At 38.2% G+C, this 15,630-nt stretch carries 16 protein-coding genes and 1 other annotated feature; of the genes, 3 read left to right on the top strand and 13 right to left on the bottom strand.

Going from position 1 to position 15,630, the window contains the following annotated elements; all coding sequences use genetic code 11:
- Positions 1-399: 399 nt before the first annotated feature.
- The gene (locus ACE025_RS07400) at positions 400-1,311 is read left to right on the top strand and encodes an AEC family transporter (RefSeq protein WP_485938950.1); all 912 of its coding nucleotides are present in this window, start codon (positions 400-402) and stop codon (positions 1,309-1,311) included.
- Positions 1,312-1,354: 43 nt separating this feature from the next.
- Here ACE025_RS07400 and ACE025_RS07405 read toward each other — a convergent pair whose 3' ends face one another.
- On the bottom strand, positions 1,355-1,789 hold the full coding sequence (locus tag ACE025_RS07405) for an organic hydroperoxide resistance protein (RefSeq protein ID WP_485938952.1): 435 nt from the start codon (positions 1,787-1,789) through the stop codon (positions 1,355-1,357).
- Positions 1,782-2,225, bottom strand: coding sequence for a MarR family winged helix-turn-helix transcriptional regulator (locus ACE025_RS07410; protein WP_485938954.1), 444 nt, complete (start codon positions 2,223-2,225; stop codon positions 1,782-1,784). The genes ACE025_RS07405 and ACE025_RS07410 overlap by 8 nt, the downstream gene beginning before the upstream one ends.
- A gap of 159 nt (positions 2,226-2,384) precedes the next feature.
- On the opposite strand from ACE025_RS07410, the gene ACE025_RS07415 reads away from it, so the two are divergent.
- Positions 2,385-3,005, top strand: coding sequence for an FMN-dependent NADH-azoreductase (locus ACE025_RS07415; RefSeq protein WP_485938956.1), 621 nt, complete (start codon positions 2,385-2,387; stop codon positions 3,003-3,005).
- 201 nt (positions 3,006-3,206) lie between these two features.
- On the opposite strand, the gene ACE025_RS07420 is transcribed toward ACE025_RS07415, so the two are convergent.
- Positions 3,207-4,409 carry a M20 family metallopeptidase gene (locus tag ACE025_RS07420; protein WP_485938958.1) on the bottom strand — a complete coding sequence of 401 codons (1,203 nt, stop codon included), beginning with the start codon at positions 4,407-4,409 and terminating at the stop codon, positions 3,207-3,209.
- A 374-nt stretch (positions 4,410-4,783) separates the two neighbouring features.
- Here ACE025_RS07420 and ACE025_RS07425 point away from each other — a divergent pair, with 374 nt between their 5' ends.
- The gene (locus tag ACE025_RS07425; RefSeq protein ID WP_485938960.1) at positions 4,784-5,599 is read left to right on the top strand and encodes a DUF975 family protein; all 816 of its coding nucleotides are present in this window, start codon (positions 4,784-4,786) and stop codon (positions 5,597-5,599) included.
- A 122-nt stretch (positions 5,600-5,721) separates the two neighbouring features.
- Here the strand turns inward: ACE025_RS07425 and ACE025_RS07430 are convergent, their stop codons facing one another.
- The 10 genes from ACE025_RS07430 to radA all read right to left on the bottom strand — a co-directional run bounded on the left by ACE025_RS07430 (position 5,722) and on the right by radA (position 15,628).
- Positions 5,722-6,318 carry a sigma-70 family RNA polymerase sigma factor gene (locus ACE025_RS07430; RefSeq protein ID WP_485938962.1) on the bottom strand — a complete coding sequence of 199 codons (597 nt, stop codon included), beginning with the start codon at positions 6,316-6,318 and terminating at the stop codon, positions 5,722-5,724.
- A gap of 82 nt (positions 6,319-6,400) precedes the next feature.
- Complete coding sequence (locus ACE025_RS07435; RefSeq protein ID WP_485938964.1) at positions 6,401-6,925, bottom strand: NYN domain-containing protein; 525 nt, start codon at positions 6,923-6,925, stop codon at positions 6,401-6,403.
- Between the two features lie 53 nt (positions 6,926-6,978).
- Positions 6,979-7,830 (bottom strand): 23S rRNA (guanosine(2251)-2'-O)-methyltransferase RlmB, encoded by an 852-nt coding sequence (gene rlmB, locus ACE025_RS07440; protein ID WP_485938966.1) that lies wholly within the window; start codon positions 7,828-7,830, stop codon positions 6,979-6,981.
- The gene (locus tag ACE025_RS07445) at positions 7,817-8,227 is read right to left on the bottom strand and encodes a Mini-ribonuclease 3 (protein WP_485938967.1); all 411 of its coding nucleotides are present in this window, start codon (positions 8,225-8,227) and stop codon (positions 7,817-7,819) included. The genes rlmB and ACE025_RS07445 overlap by 14 nt, the downstream gene beginning before the upstream one ends.
- A 1-nt stretch (position 8,228) precedes the next feature.
- Complete coding sequence (gene cysS, locus ACE025_RS07450; RefSeq protein WP_485938969.1) at positions 8,229-9,635, bottom strand: cysteine--tRNA ligase; 1,407 nt, start codon at positions 9,633-9,635, stop codon at positions 8,229-8,231.
- Positions 9,636-9,666: 31 nt separating this feature from the next.
- Positions 9,667-10,206, bottom strand: a complete 540-nt coding sequence (gene epsC, locus ACE025_RS07455) for a serine O-acetyltransferase EpsC (protein WP_485938971.1) — start codon at positions 10,204-10,206, stop codon at positions 9,667-9,669.
- A gap of 230 nt (positions 10,207-10,436) precedes the next feature.
- Positions 10,437-10,648, bottom strand: a binding site (T-box leader).
- Positions 10,649-10,674: 26 nt separating this feature from the next.
- On the bottom strand, positions 10,675-12,147 hold the full coding sequence (gene gltX, locus ACE025_RS07460) for a glutamate--tRNA ligase (RefSeq protein WP_485938973.1): 1,473 nt from the start codon (positions 12,145-12,147) through the stop codon (positions 10,675-10,677).
- Between the two features lie 140 nt (positions 12,148-12,287).
- Positions 12,288-13,007, bottom strand: a complete 720-nt coding sequence (gene ispD, locus ACE025_RS07465) for a 2-C-methyl-D-erythritol 4-phosphate cytidylyltransferase (RefSeq protein ID WP_485938975.1) — start codon at positions 13,005-13,007, stop codon at positions 12,288-12,290.
- A 12-nt stretch (positions 13,008-13,019) separates the two neighbouring features.
- Positions 13,020-14,129: a PIN/TRAM domain-containing protein gene (locus tag ACE025_RS07470; protein WP_485938977.1), complete on the bottom strand. Its 1,110-nt coding sequence runs from the start codon at positions 14,127-14,129 to the stop codon at positions 13,020-13,022.
- 125 nt (positions 14,130-14,254) lie between these two features.
- Positions 14,255-15,628, bottom strand: coding sequence for a DNA repair protein RadA (gene radA / locus ACE025_RS07475; RefSeq protein WP_485938979.1), 1,374 nt, complete (start codon positions 15,626-15,628; stop codon positions 14,255-14,257).
- Positions 15,629-15,630 lie beyond the last annotated feature (2 nt).

Genomic DNA, 15,630 nt, shown 5'->3' on the forward strand with positions numbered 1-15,630 from the left:
ATAGGAATTTGCCTCGGCAAAAGAAAGTGCTTTCATTTTTTTATAGAGATTGAATTTTTTTCACATAAAAGTAAGAATAATAATCCTTTTATCTCGGTTTCGAGACAGTAAATCAGAAAAAATGTCGCAAACTGCTTATCATCAAAATTCAATCAAAATATAACAAAAGTAACCTTAATTTTTAAAATCCGTGTTATTTATTCACTTTCGTATAATTAACCCTTTTATGCGCATAATTATTTTTTTCAAGTACTTTTTTGAACAGTCAAAAAAAAGTACAACATTGTTTATTTAATCCAAGCTTATTTCATGATGTTTTCTTAGATTGGAATTAATCATTAAGTGAGGTAAGATAAGGAAAAGATAGGATTTAAGCCTAGAAAAAGGAGTGTTTTTTTATTGGGGGCAGTATTGACACAAGCAATCAGCTTTTTATTGGTCATTCTAGTAGGTTATTTATTTAAAGCAGGCGGTTTATTAGAAGAAAGAGATGGGTATACCATTTCAAAAATCATTCTAAACTTAACTTTGCCGGCCACGATTATTGTTGGCTTTAATGCCGTTAAGATCGACAGTATATTGATTATCATGATTTCATTAGGTTTATTGTCAAACATTTTGTTGGTGTCAATCGGCGGAATGATCTGGCGAAAGAGAAACACTTCCGATCAAGCTTTAATGATGTTCAGTCAAGCTGGGTACAATATTGGTAACTTTACAATTCCTTTCGTTCAAGGTTTTTTCCCAGCTGCTATTCCTTTTATCGGCAGTTTCGATACAGGTAATGCGTTGATGTTATTTGGCGGGACGCCTTTATTGGCTGATAAAATGATGGGACAAAATCGAAGCTCTCGCGGGGCTAAAGAAGTGGTCTTTCGTTTATTTCATTCTCCTTCTTTTTCTACTTATATCGTTATGATTATATTGGCTCTTTTCCAATTTGTGATTCCAGAAAATGTTCTTTCGGTCGTCAAACTTTTTTCCAGTGGGAATGCCTTTTTGTCTATGTTTATGATTGGTCTTTACTTAGACTTTAAAATTCCACGAGTTGATTTGACAAAAGTGGCTAAATTATTGTTTACACGTTACTTATTAGGTATCTTGCTTGCGTTGATTTTTTACTTCTTATTGCCTTTGCCGCAACTTGTTCGAATATCGTTGGTCTTATTGGCTCTTGCTCCAATAGGTACCGTTTCTACCATCAATATGGTGGTTTATGGAAATAAAGCTTCTCTTTCAGGCTTCTTGTCTTCAATGAGCATCCTGATATCTTTAATACTCATGATTGGAGCTTTGATTTTCATTTTGTAAACAAAAAACTCTCGCCAGATCTGGCGAGAGTTTTTTTGTCAAATTAACCAACAAATTCTACAGCTTTCACTTCAACATCAATGTTGTTTTGAACAGCTTTTGAATATGGACAGAATGCATGAGCTTTTTGAGCTAGTTCTGTTGTTTCTTCTAACGTTTTTCCTTCAATTGCTACTTCTAGGACTACAGATAATTTTACTCCGCCGTCTGATGGGTCTGTACTTAAAATGACTTCTGCAGTAACTTCTGATTTAGCTTCTACTTTTGCTTCTTTCATTTTTGCTTCTAAAGCAGAGTTGAAACAAGCACTGTATCCTAATGCAAATAATTGTTCAGGGTTGCTTCCTTGTCCTGGACCTCCTAGTTTTTTAGGTGTAGAAACTCTAACTGAAAATGATCCATCTGGTAAACGGCTTTCTCCGTTACGTCCGCCTGTATTGATTGCTTTTGTTGTATAAATTTTTCTTGATTCAGTCATGATTGATTCCTCCTAAAGTTTTGGTCAGAGCATTGATGCGTTCGATCAAATCAAAATAATCTTTTTCTTCCAATTGGAGAAGCTGTAAACAGGCAGAAACTTTTTCTATTACTTCACTCTTGATGCTCATCGCTTTTTCAGTCACAGCGATCACTACTTTTCTATCGTCTTCCGGATGACGATTTCGAGTAACGTATCCAGCTGTTTCCATCCGCTTGAGCATAGGCGTCAACGTTCCACTATCTAATCCTAATCGGCTACCTAATTCTTGTACACTTTGGTTGTTGCTTTCCCATAAGATCAATAAAGTTACGTATTGAGGATAAGTCAGCGAATACGGTTCCAAAATCGGTCGATAAAATTTGGTGAACTGTTTAGATAAAGTGTACGTTGAAAAACAAAGCTGTTCTTCTAATAAAAAATGATTTCCTTCCATTTCATTTCCTCCTAATTGGTTGTGCACAATTCAATTGTACACAACTAAAATATTTTATGCAAGCGTTTAGCTTTCCTTTGTAAATTTTTCCAAGGTTTATTGTTAAAGCGCTTTAATCATGATACAGTTTATTTACAAAAAACGAAAGTAGGGAAAGAAATGGCAAAAGTTTTAGTAGTACGCGCTCACCCGTTTGATAGTTCAGTTTCACGATCAATGAAAGTGTTAGATGCTTTTTTAGAAGAATACAAAAAGACTAATCCTGATGACAGTATTGAAGAGTTGAATTTATACCAAGTAGCTCTTCCAGAAATTGATCGTGACTTATTGACCGCTTGGGCAGAATTAGGAAAAGGTACTTTCTTTGACCAGTTAACGCAAAACCAGCAAGAAAAAATCACTTTATTTGATCAGTATACAGACGGTTTTCTTGAGATCGATAAACTTGTCATTGCAAATCCTTTATGGAATTTGCATGTGCCTTCTCGTCTGAAATCTTGGATCGATACCGTGACGGTTGCAGGAAAAACATTCCGCTATACTGAAACAGGTTCCGAAGGGTTGATCAAAAACAAAAAAATATTACATATTCAAGCAAATGGTGGTGTCTTTCACGGACAAGATCCTGCAAGCCAATATATCAAAACGATTTTCGGCTTTTTAGGAATTGAAGATTGTTCTGAATTATTTGTAGAAGGTATGGACCATGATCCAGAAAACGCAGACAGCATCGTGGCTGCTGGAATTGAAAAAGCTAAGGAATTAGGAAAGACTTTTTAAATCTATTTTTACAACAAAACAAGCGACTGGGATTTCGATTCCTGTCGCTTGTTTTGTTATTTATTTAGTTATTGTCGAATGTACTGTACTCATTGACTAGCAACTTAATACACATATCTTACTTTTCCACCAATGCCGTTACGTAAGATATGGTCGCTGCTACAACTAAGAAATGGACCAATAATGCTTAAAAACATACCATTACTGGTTATTTCCTTTTAAATAATCAACAACTATTGCGCCCATAGCTTTAGCAGAGATCATTAGTGATTTTTCATTGACATCAAATTTCGGATTGTGGTGAGGATAAGCTTTTTTGTTTTCAGGAGTTGCTCCCACATAGAAGAACATGCTTGGACGTTCTTTTGCATAGTAAGCAAAGTCTTCTGAGGGTGGTTGCGGTTCGCACATTTCTACACCTGTTAATTCTGGGATGTCCGTATTTTGCAACACGTTGACACCAAATTCAGTTGTTTCCGGATCATTGTAAAGAACTGGGTAATCATTTTTGTAGTCTAAATCATAAGTGACACCGAACATTGCACTGACTCCGTCTAATTTTGCACGAATTTCTCTTTCAATCGTTTCTTGCGCTTCATCAGACATCGAACGCACATCGCCTTCAAGAGTTACTTTGTCTTTGATGACATTGAAGGAACCTTTTCCATCAAAGTTTCCGATCGTGATCGAACCTACATCAAATGGACTCAACGCACGACTGACCACACTTTGCAAAGCTACAACAAAATGACTCGCTGCAACGATTGCATCTTTTGCCTTGTGAGGAGAAGAGCCATGTCCCCCCACACCATTAATGGTAACTTTGAAGTAAGAGCGACCTGTTTGAACATTACCTGGACGGTAGAAAATCTTACCGAATTCCATTTCAGACATGACATGGATACCAAATACATTGTCCACTCCGGCTAATGCTCCATCTGCAATCATGCTGATAGCTCCGCCTGGTGGGACTTCTTCTGCGTGTTGGTGAAGGATAACGACTTTGCCTTCCAACTTATCTTTCATTTCAATCAATGTTTCTCCAAGGATCAGCATGTAAGCTGTATGTCCATCATGGCCACATGCATGCATGACTCCTGGGTTTTGAGAAGCAAACGGCAAGTCTGTTTCTTCATCGATCGGAAGGGCATCAAAATCCGCACGAATTCCGATCGTTTTGCCTGGTTTTCCGCTATCGATCGTTACGACAACCCCATTACCGCCAACGTTTGCTCGGACATCGCAATCTTTACCTTCATAAAAATCTTGAATGTATTTAGCCGTTTTATCTTCTTTAAAAGACAATTCCGGATAAGCATGCAAATAACGACGGATTTCAATCATACGATTATTTTTTTCCTCTAGTCGTTTCAACAATTCTTCTTTTACTGACATTTCTGTCATTTAATATTACCTCCTAATTTTTTGCCATTTCCTTTATACCGACCTTTAATCTAGCCACATTATCTATTATATCCCCTTTAAAAGCTATTGAGCAACTTGCTCTCTTCTGCCATCCACTTCTTTCGAAAAAGATATCAGAATATTATCTCCGTCACCTCTTAGAGTGCCTTTACTTTAACACGTTACAAAATGTCTACCCAATAATGGATTCGAGTATTTTGAAAACCAAGTGAAAACAAGCCAAATAAGCAATTTACCAAAACGTTAAAGTTGATTCCCTTAATATAAAAGCTGTTATAATTAGCTGTTTTTATGTGATTCTGTATGTTATATTAATCATGAAATGACATAGAATAAAAAGGAGTTACACAAAAATGAATGAGTTTAAAACAAGTTCTGAACTGAAGCAGGATGCTCGTACGATGTTAGAAGGACGTTGGAAAGATGCTATTTTGATGAGCCTTATTCCAGCACTGCTAGGAATAGCCAGTCTGGTTCTCTTGGTAATTGGTATAGCAACTTTTTCTGCAAGCACAAGTAATTCTTATATAACCGAAGAACTATATGAAGAAGATTATTCTGATACATATGATACATTTGAAGATACCACCAATGATGGAGGTACTGACAACGACGGCGAAAGTATAATCGGAAATCTATTCACTACACTTATTACTACAGGAATGTCATTTGCCTTCATAACAGCCTTTCGTGATCCTAGTTATAAGATTCGGCCGTTAAAAGATGCATTTCAAGTGTTTTCAAAAAAATATTTCTTAGGGATATTTATTATTTATCTTGTTTCCAGCTTTTTTATATTCTTATGGACACTGTTATTTATTATTCCAGGTATCGTTAAATCATATTCTTATTCTCAATCTTACTTGATATATAAAGATTATAGAGATAATCCCAACAATGAACGAATCTCAGCAATTAACTGCATTACGGAGAGTCGTGAACTGATGGATGGCCATAAAGGGCGATTGTTTGCTCTTGATGTAAGCTTTATCGGTTGGTATTTGATTGGTTTCCTTACTTTAGGTATCGGATTTTTATGGATTACTCCATATACGACTGCTGCCAGAACAGTATTTTACAATGATTTAATTGGAGGATCTCCTATGGATATTGAAACGGAATGGGATAGTGACTGGGAAGACGAAGATTGGGATGACTCGATCGTTTAAAAAGAACATAAATAATCAAACAAAAAAACTACCACACTAAGTTACAGTGAGGTAGTTTTTTCATAGTATCATGTATTTAAAAATGCTAAAAAGAGCAGACTTTTTAGTAAACGCTTTCAATTTTAGTTGCAGTACAGCTTCATTTTCCTTTTGCATCTATCTAACGCATTAATTACTTTTACGGTTTCACAATTAAACTCTTTTGCGATGTCTTCTCGCGATACATTTCGAAGATACCGAATGAAAACTTGATGTTCGAAATCAGATAATGATTTAAAATATTGCGGAATACTCTCTTTGACTTCCAAAGCTTCTTGAAAACTCATACTACTTGTGTAATTTTGTATGTACTGCGGAGAGAAGCCGTTTTCTAACAAGCTCTCTAAAGACTCAGAGATTTTTTCTATCCTTCTCTTTTTAGCCATGTCTTTTCGTATCAGACTAAACAAATGATTCTTTAAGTTTAATTTGAAATAGTTTCCGAAAGTATGTCCTCTTGTTTTATCATAAAAAAGAATGGTTTTATTGAAGACGATTCTTGCTTCTTGGACAAAATCATCTCTTTCATAACCCAAGATATAATAATCCTTGATGACACTCTTTACCAAGGGAGTATAACGTTGAAATAGAATCTCAAAAGGATAATAATCGCCGCTTTTTATTACTGTAATCAGATCTTCATCTTTTAACTGCTCAAAGAATTCCTTGGTACCACTCACTTATTTTCCTCCAGCCTATGTTTTATTCTTTTGGCCTTTCATTCAGTCTGCTCTTTTTCTGAATTCTCAAATAGTGGTGTAGTCATTTTTTAGCTAAATCATCTCGAAATCTTTCCAACGCATCTAATTGACGATGATTCCAAGGAGAATTTCGTCGATACTTTTGACCGTGTAAATCTTTTGCATCATTTTCAATAGATTTCTTTGAGTGTTGCAGATCTTTATACAATTCATTAGCTGATTTGCGCAAAGCCCCTCTTTGAAAAACGATCCATTGTTCAGCCAAATCGCTTGTAGCGACGGTAATTTGAGTGATCAGTAAGTTTTCTTCCCCAACAACACGTTCGATATAACTATCTGCCGTTTCACCTTCTTTAGTGAAAATAACATCCAAGTGAAATTTTTTATAACTTTTTTGGATACCCGGAACCAGTTGGGCGTCGAAGACCACACGTACTTCAATGTCTTCATATTTGGCATAATTCGACAATTCATGAAGCAGAAGATCTCTTGCCTCTTCCATCTCATCTTGGTTCTTTAGTTTTTCCAACATAGGCCAAGCGCCGATCATATTGTATCCATCAACAAGCAGTACTTCTTTTTTCATGGTCTCGACCTCCCTTCATTTCTGGTTGTGTTATCCCATACTATTCAAATCAATTATAGTGGATTTCGACCGCGATAAACTTCATACATCAATAAGCTGGCTGCCACACTGGCATTCAGACTTTGAACGTGTCCAGTCATCGGAATCGTAATAGTTCCATCCATTTGTTCTTTTACTAGTCTTGAAACACCTTTTCCTTCATTTCCGATCACAAGCCCTACAGGCAACGTTGCATCCCAACGACGGTAATCTTGACCTTCCATATCTGTTCCGTAAAACCAGATACCACGTTCTTTTAAGTCTTTGATCGTTTGGACCAAGTTAGTAACTCGAACAACAGGTACATGCTCGATTGCTCCTGTAGAAGATTTGGCTACGGTAGCTGTCAAACCTACAGCACGACGTTTAGGAATAATGATTCCGTGAGCTCCACTTGCATCTGCCGTACGCATGATGGACCCAAGATTATGCGGATCTTCCACACCATCCAGTAAAATAAAGAACGGATCTTCATTTTTCTTAGCAGCTGCTTCAAATAAATCATCCATTGATGCATACGGATAAGCTGCAGTTCCAATAACTACACCTTGGTGGTTTTGGCCTTCAACTAGTTGATCCAGCTTTGATTTAGGTACGATAGAAATCTGCAACTTGCGTTTTTTCGCCAAACCTTGGATCTCATCTAATTTAGTACCAGACAGACCTTCTTGCAAGAAGACTTTATTGATGTCTCTTTCAGACTTCAATACCTCGATTGCAGGGATTCTTCCCATGACGAAATCGCGTTCTTCTTCGTTTTCTATCGCTTCTGCCTCTTCTCTTGGTTGAGGACGTTTGTGTTGAGGGCGTTGATTATTTGGTTTTCTTTGTTCTCTCTTAGGCGATCGTTTATCATTTCTTGGCATCGTTCGTCTCCTCCACTTTCTGGATACACCAGTTGATTAGTTCTTCCATGCGTTCTTTTCTGCCTGATAAATGCAAGAACCCCATCAAAGATTCAAATCCTGTCGAAATACGGTAGGTTGTGATATCTGCATTCTTAGCTGATGTATGGCTCTTCGCATTTCTGCCTCGTTTAAACATGGTCTCTTCTTCCTCAGACAACAATTCTGCCGAGATCATTTCATGCATCAAAAAAGCTTGTGCTTTTGCTGAAACAAAATGCGTTGCCATTCGGTGCAATTGATTGGGTCTCGTTTGTCCTTGGTTTACCAGGTAATCTCGTATATACGTTTCATAAATGGCATCTCCAACGTAAGCTAAAGCTAACCCGTTGAGCAATGCCCAATTCTTTTCAGTCATATTATCCTCTTTTCCATCTGGTTCCTTGCGGTGTATCGTCTAAAATAATACCTTCTGCCTTTAATAGGTCTCGTATTTCATCACTGCGCTGGAAATTTTTAGCCGCACGAGCTTCATTCCGCTCAACGATCAATTGCTCGATTTTTTCATCTAGTAACGTCTCTTCTTCAAATGTGATCCCAAATACTTGCAGCAATTCACTCATCAAATCGCGCATAGCTTCGAGGACGACTTTAGAAACTTCTTCTTGTTCGCTATAGATATTCATCGTTTTCGCCAACTCGTAAACTACTGTGATTCCGTTAGCTGCATTGAAGTCATCGTCCATTTCAAGAATGAAATCTTGTTTGAACTGCTCCAACTGAGCAAGCTTCTCAGCATCTGTTCCTATTGATTCTACAGCATCTTTCAAACGATGACCAACATTTTCGTAAGCGTTGCGTAATTTAGCTAAATTATTCTTAGCTTCTTCGATCGTTGTCATGCTGTAGCTTATCGGACGACGGTACTGAGTCGTTGCCATAAAGAAACGTAAAATCTGCGGGTCTACTTGTTTGATAATATCGTGCACTAAAACAAAGTTCCCTAGAGACTTGCTCATTTTTTCATTGTCCATTGTCACAAATCCATTATGCATCCAGTAATGTGCAAACGGATGCCCTGTTTTGGCTTCACTTTGAGCAATCTCATTTTCATGGTGAGGGAAAGCTAAATCTTGTCCTCCGGCATGGATATCTATTGTATTTCCGAGGTATTTAGTCGCCATTACCGAGCATTCGATATGCCACCCTGGACGTCCTTTGCCCCAAGGCGATTCCCAACTGATTTCATCTGCTTTAGCAGCTTTCCATAGCGCAAAATCTAATGGATCCTCTTTCTTTTTATTCTCTTCGTCTTCTAATCGATTGCTCGCTCCAACTTCTAAGTCATCAATCGACATATCACTCAATTTTCCATAGTCTTTGAATTTGCGTGTACGGAAATAAACATCTCCCATAGATTCATAAGCATAATCTTTTTCAATAAGTGCTTGAATAAATTCAACGATATCCGGCATACTGTCCATTACTCGCGGGTTTTTTGTTGCTTTTGCAACGCCTAAAGCGGTTGTATCTTCATAATAAGCATCAATAAAGCGTTGCGCTACTTCTGGAGCAGTGATGTTTAGTTCTTTAGCTGTACGAATAATTTTATCGTCAACGTCTGTAAAGTTAGATACATAATTCACGTCAAAACCTTTGTATTCAAGGTATCGACGAACAGTATCGAAGGCAACTGTGCTGCGCGCATTTCCAATGTGGATGTAATTGTATACAGTTGGTCCGCACACATACATTTTGACCTTTCCTTCTTCTAAAGGAATAAACTCTTCTTTCTGTCGGGTCAATGTATTATAAATTTTCAGCATAGATTTACCCCTTTCTGGTATATTGTTTTTCTTAGTTTTTTTCTTGATAAACTCGCTGTCCGTTCAGCTTGACGACTACGGCTGGTATTCCGACAGCTGTAGCATTATCAGGGACATCCTTCAACACTACTGCACTAGCTCCGATTTTAGAGTTGTTCCCGATGGCAATAGGGCCTAAAACTTGCGCATGAGCTGATATCAGTACATTATCCCCAATTGTCGGGTGTCGTTTCCCTCTATCTTTTCCTGTACCGCCTAGCGTTACTCCATGGAAAAGAACGACATCATCGCCAATTTTCGTCGTCTCTCCTATAACCAATCCCATGCCATGATCAATAAACAATCTTTTCCCAATGACAGCACCTGGATGAATTTCAATGCCAGTAAAAAAGCGACCAGCAGCAGAAATCATTTTTGCTATTAGAAACCATTGATGTTGATAAAAAAAGTGAGCTATTCGATGAAAACCGAGTATATGAAACCCAGGGTACGTTAAGATAACTTCTAAAGTACTGCGAACTGAAGGATCATTTTGTTTTATCGTTTGTATACTCTCTTTAATAGTACGCATTTTAACCACCTTTTCTTTTCATTGGTTTAAGTTATTATATTGCTGCTGGAAATTAGTCAGGATTTCTTCGCTTACTGGTAGTAGCGCTTCGAGGACTAGCAATTGTGCAAAAAAGATAAAATTCTTTTTGGAATGAAAAGAATCCCAAAAGAAATTTCCTGTTTTTGCTCCATTGCTGAACAGTTCTCTCAGCATCCTGAAAAAAATAAGCGTCTTTTGTTGTTTTCACAATAAAAGACGCTTTGGGCGTGGTTCCACTTTTTTTCATCGGCTGCTTAAGCAGGCGATCTTTGACAGTATAACGGTTGTTAACCGGTGCGGTCTACTTTATTCAACAGCACGACTCCAAGAGGCACTTCACTGAATTCACGTCATCTGCTTCCAGCATCACAGACTCTCTGTAGGCGTTTGTTCAGCTACTCTTTCTTATCATTGTCTTTAAACATATGGTACTGAACAACTCTTGCTTTAAACTAGAGTGTTTAACACTTCTTCTAAATGTTTTTTCGTTTTTTCGCGTCCCAATAATTCAATCGTTTCGTTCAATTGTGGTCCGTGCATTTGACCTGTTACAGCAATACGAATCGGCATAAACAAGTTTTTACCTTTAATTCCTGTTTCTTTTTGGACTGCTTTGATTCCTTTTTTAATATTTTCTGCATCGAAAGGTTCAACTTCGTCTAATGCTTTATCAAATGCAGCCAATACCTCAGGAACTGTTTCTCCCGTTAAAACTTCACGAGCTTCATTTCCCAGCGTTGGTGCTTCAGTAAAGAACAATTCAGACAATTCAACGATTTCTGCTCCAAAGCTCATTTGCTCATGGTATAAGCTGACAAGATTTTTTACCCACTCTTCTTGTTCAGGAGATAAGTTTTCTTCAATACGACCAGCTTTTACCAAGTGTGGTTTCGCTAATTCAGTAACAGTTTCTAGATCTGCTGCTTTCATGTAATGGTTGTTGATCCATTCCAATTTTTTAGCGTCGAATGCTGCTGGAGATTTGCTCAAACGAGATGAATCAAAGATGTCAATCAATGTTTTAGGATCAAAAATCTCATCTTCTCCCACTGGCGACCACCCAAGTAAGGCAATAAAATTGAACATTGCTTCAGGTAAGTATCCTAATTCACGGTATTGTTCAATAAATTGAAGAATACTTTCATCACGTTTGCTTAATTTTTTACCGGTCTCGCTATTAATGATCAGTGTCATATGTCCAAACTCAGGTACTTTCCAATCAAATGCTTCGTAAATCATCATTTGTTTTGGTGTATTGGCAATATGGTCATCCCCACGCAAGATGTGAGTGATTTTCATGTAATGGTCATCTACTGCAACGGCAAAGTTATATGTCGGGAATCCATCACGCTTACGGATAACAAAGTCTCCACCAACACTTTCTGCTTCAAAAGAGATGTGTCCTTTGACTAAATCTTCAAAAGTATACGTATTTTCTTTCGGTACGCGGAAGCGAATAACCGGTGTGATACCTTCTTCTTCTTTAGCTTTTTGTTCAGCAGCAGATAACTGAGCACATTTTCCGCCATAATGAGGCATTTCGCCACGAGCTCGTTGTGCTTCACGTTCTTCTTCAAGTTCTTCTTCTGTACAATAGCACTTGTATGCACGGTTGCTCATCAATAATTGATCGATCAGCGGATCATAGATATCTTTACGTTCTGATTGACGGTAAGGTCCATATTCCCCAGGATTTTCTGGACTTTCATCCCACTCGATTCCTAACCATTTCAGGTTTTCCAACTGACTTTCTTCTCCGCCTTCGATATTCCGTTTTTGATCGGTATCTTCGATTCGGATGATGAATTCTCCATCATGATGACGAGCGAATAAGTAATTAAATAAAGCCGTACGAGCATTTCCGATGTGTAAATGTCCTGTTGGGCTTGGTGCGTAACGTACACGAACTTTTTTTGTCATAATATATCCTCTTCTCTGAAATAAGTGAATTCATTTTAACTGAAGCATTTAAAGCTTATCAAATTAAAGTTAACATGCAAATGTTCCTTTGACAATTGTTAACTCTATCATCAATGTCATTTTTTAGTGAATTTTTATTATTAATCTTGTACTTCTTTATTCTGTTGATGACAAAGAATAGCTTCTCCTGTCACCCAATCTTCTGGCGTAGTCATTTTGATATTGTAGTAATTTCCGGGTACGATTCTGATGCCAGAAAAAGTTCTTTCCACAACAGAAGCATCATCTGTACCAAAAAAATCTTCTACGCGTGCTTTTTCATGTGCTTCTAAAACGAGAGAACTCTTGAACGCTTGAGGAGTTTGAGCTTGCCAGACAGTTTCTCGCAAAATAGTCTGTTCTATGATACCGTTCTTGACTTGTTTGATCGTATCTTTAGGTGGGACAGCTAAAATAGCTGCACCGCTTTTTTGCATTTCCTCATTCAACTCATCAACCGCATCTTGTTCAAGGAAAGGACGTGCAGCTTCATGGATCATCACATACCCATCTTGAGGGTCCTTCAAATACTGCAGCCCGTTGTAAGAACTGTATTGTCTTTCCACTCCGCCTATAACGAGCGTAATCGGTTTTTTGGTACCTGAAAACTCCGCTTCAATCAGCTCTTGCAGCAATTCTATTTCATCGGAATTGACGGTCACAATGATGTGACTACAAAAAGGATCATTTAAAAAAGTTTCTAGAGCTCTTTGAATCAATGGTTTTCCCATTAATGACAACCATACCTTGTTCCGATCACTCTTCATGCGTTTGCCTTGGCCAGCTGCTAGTAAAACCAGCTCGTAACATGTCTTTGCCAAATCCAATCGCTCCTATTCTTTTTCGTTCAGTTTCTTTTGTCCATTAGCCAGCTTCGCAAAAATCATTCGACCAGCTGCAGTTTGAAGGGCACTTGTAACCACTACTTCAATCGTTTTGTTCATGTAATGTTGTCCTTCTTCAACAACTATCATCGTTCCATCGTCTAAGTAAGCGACGCCTTGAGTTCTTTCTGTACCGGCTTTCACGATAGTGACGATCATGTTTTCTCCAGGTATCACGACTGGTTTGACAGCGTTCGCCAGTTCATTGATGTTCAACACAGGTACATTTTGAAATTCGCATACTTTGTTCAAATTGTAATCGTTGGTAACTACGATCCCATCTAGTACTTTAGCCAACTTGACCAGCTTAGCATCTACTTCTTCGATTTCATTGAAGTCTCCATCGTAGTTCTCTACTTGCAAACCTTCTTCTTTTTGCAACGCATTTAAAATATCCAAACCACGTCTTCCACGCACTCGTTTCAAACTGTCAGAAGAATCTGCGATATGCTGCAGTTCATGCAAAACAAAATTGGGAATCAAAATCGTTCCTTCCAGAAACCCCGTCATCACAATGTCGTAAATACGTCCGTCGATAATAACACTCGTATCCAAAATTTTGTATTTGCGGAAATTGTCATCTGCGTTACGCTCTAATATTTGGTTAGTTTCTTCCACTTCTTGTTTCGCTTTCGTTTGAAACAAAGCTCGGATTTCTTGTTGACGCGATGTACCTACACGAAAACCCATGTATGCTAGTAAAATACTTACGATTATTGGAAATACTGTACTAACGATCGGCCAATTTAAACTGTAAAGCGACATATTGATCAACCATGCCAGCAATAACCCTATAATGGTTCCGATACTTCCCGCAATCAGATACATTAAACTTAAACGGCTGATAAACTCTTCTAACTTTTGAACTCCTTGTTCAACATATTTCACGGAAGGTAAAGATATAATATAAAAAATAAGTGCACCAATCAAAATATTCGTGAAAATGTTGTTGATTAACTGATTATTAACGCTGATGATTTCCCAAACAAGTGGCAGGAATGTTGCTCCTATACTTCCACCTATCAAGACAAAAACAAGCGAAATGATTTTTTTCTTCAACTATATTCCTCCTTCTTAAACTTTGTACTTACAGAATGATATGAGCCATTGAGCGGCTTTGTCCTAGTATAACTTACTCTGCCAAAACAAAGCTTTTCAGATGACTTGACTGCTTTTTACTGTTTTTAATCGCCAAGGGCTTTTTTTAAAGCTTCGCTGATTGTTTCAACGCCTACTACCTTGATTTCTTTCGGTAATGTCCAGCCGCCAATGTTGTTTTTAGGGATATAAATCCGTTCAAAACCTAGTTTAGCTGCTTCTTTCACACGCTGCTCAATATGACTTACTCGCCGTATTTCACCTGTAAGTCCGATTTCACCAATGAAACAATCGGTAGCTTGTGTGCCTCTTTCTTTATAACTCGAAGCTATACTGATTGCGATAGCTAAATCGATTGCAGGCTCATCTAATCTTACTCCACCAGCCGCTTTTAAATAGGCATCTTGGTTTTGCAGCAATAAGTTGGCTCTTTTTTCAAGCACTGCCATGATCAAGGATACACGGTTGTGATCCAACCCGCTCGCTGTCCGTTTCGCATTACCAAATGCTGTTGGGGTCAATAAAGCTTGAATCTCAACTAGTATCGGCCTTGTACCTTCCATAGCCGCTACGACAGAAGACCCGTTTGCTCCGGTCAGACGCTCTTCCAAAAACATTTCTGATGGATTCAACACTTCTTGCAGACCGCTTTCCCGCATTTCAAAAATTCCAATTTCATTCGTAGAACCAAAGCGGTTCTTGACTGCCCGCAAAATTCTAAACGACTGGTGACGGTCTCCTTCAAAATACAAAACCGTATCTACCATATGTTCCAACATTCGCGGTCCAGCTAAAGCTCCTTCTTTGGTTACGTGTCCAACAATGAAGATCGCAATGTTGTTGGTTTTAGCTATTTTCATCAATTCTGAAGTATTCTCACGTACTTGTGAAACACTTCCTGCGGCACTAGTAATGTCTGGTTGATTCATTGTTTGGATCGAATCAATAATAACGTATTCCGGTCTGATCTCTTCAATGGTTTTTCTAATCGCACTCATATCTGTTTCTGGGTAAATGTAGAATTTTTCTCCATCTACACCTAAACGAGTGGCACGCAATTTAATCTGCGTGGCACTTTCTTCCCCAGTTACATAAAGTACTTTCCCGCCCGTCATGTTGAGTTGGGCTGATACTTGCAACAGTAAAGTGGATTTTCCGATACCTGGATCTCCACCGATAAGGACTAATGAGCCAGGAACTACTCCTCCACCCAATACGCGGTTCAATTCGCCTAATTTGGTTTTTACACGAGTTTCATTTGAAATCGTTACATCTTGGACAAGTTGAGCCTTGGCTGTCGTACCCGTCATACTGACACGGCTGCGACGATCGTCTTTATCTACTACCATTTCTTCCATCATTTCATTCCAACTGCCACAATTAGGACAACGTCCCATCCACTTAGGAGATTCATAACCACAAGACTGACAAACAAATTTAGTCGATTTCTTTTTGGCCAATA

Source organism: Desemzia sp. AGC72 (genome assembly GCF_057334175.1).

Coding starts and splice junctions, on each gene's coding strand:
- ACE025_RS07405 (WP_485938952.1), bottom strand. CDS start 1,789: ATGACTGAATCAAGAAAAATTTATACAACAAAAGCAATCAATACAGGC.
- ACE025_RS07410 (WP_485938954.1), bottom strand. CDS start 2,225: ATGGAAGGAAATCATTTTTTATTAGAAGAACAGCTTTGTTTTTCAACG.
- ACE025_RS07415 (WP_485938956.1), top strand. CDS start 2,385: ATGGCAAAAGTTTTAGTAGTACGCGCTCACCCGTTTGATAGTTCAGTT.
- ACE025_RS07420 (WP_485938958.1), bottom strand. CDS start 4,409: ATGACAGAAATGTCAGTAAAAGAAGAATTGTTGAAACGACTAGAGGAA.
- ACE025_RS07425 (WP_485938960.1), top strand. CDS start 4,784: ATGAATGAGTTTAAAACAAGTTCTGAACTGAAGCAGGATGCTCGTACG.
- ACE025_RS07435 (WP_485938964.1), bottom strand. CDS start 6,925: ATGAAAAAAGAAGTACTGCTTGTTGATGGATACAATATGATCGGCGCT.
- rlmB (WP_485938966.1), bottom strand. CDS start 7,830: ATGCCAAGAAATGATAAACGATCGCCTAAGAGAGAACAAAGAAAACCA.
- ACE025_RS07445 (WP_485938967.1), bottom strand. CDS start 8,227: ATGACTGAAAAGAATTGGGCATTGCTCAACGGGTTAGCTTTAGCTTAC.
- cysS (WP_485938969.1), bottom strand. CDS start 9,635: ATGCTGAAAATTTATAATACATTGACCCGACAGAAAGAAGAGTTTATT.
- epsC (WP_485938971.1), bottom strand. CDS start 10,206: ATGCGTACTATTAAAGAGAGTATACAAACGATAAAACAAAATGATCCT.
- gltX (WP_485938973.1), bottom strand. CDS start 12,147: ATGACAAAAAAAGTTCGTGTACGTTACGCACCAAGCCCAACAGGACAT.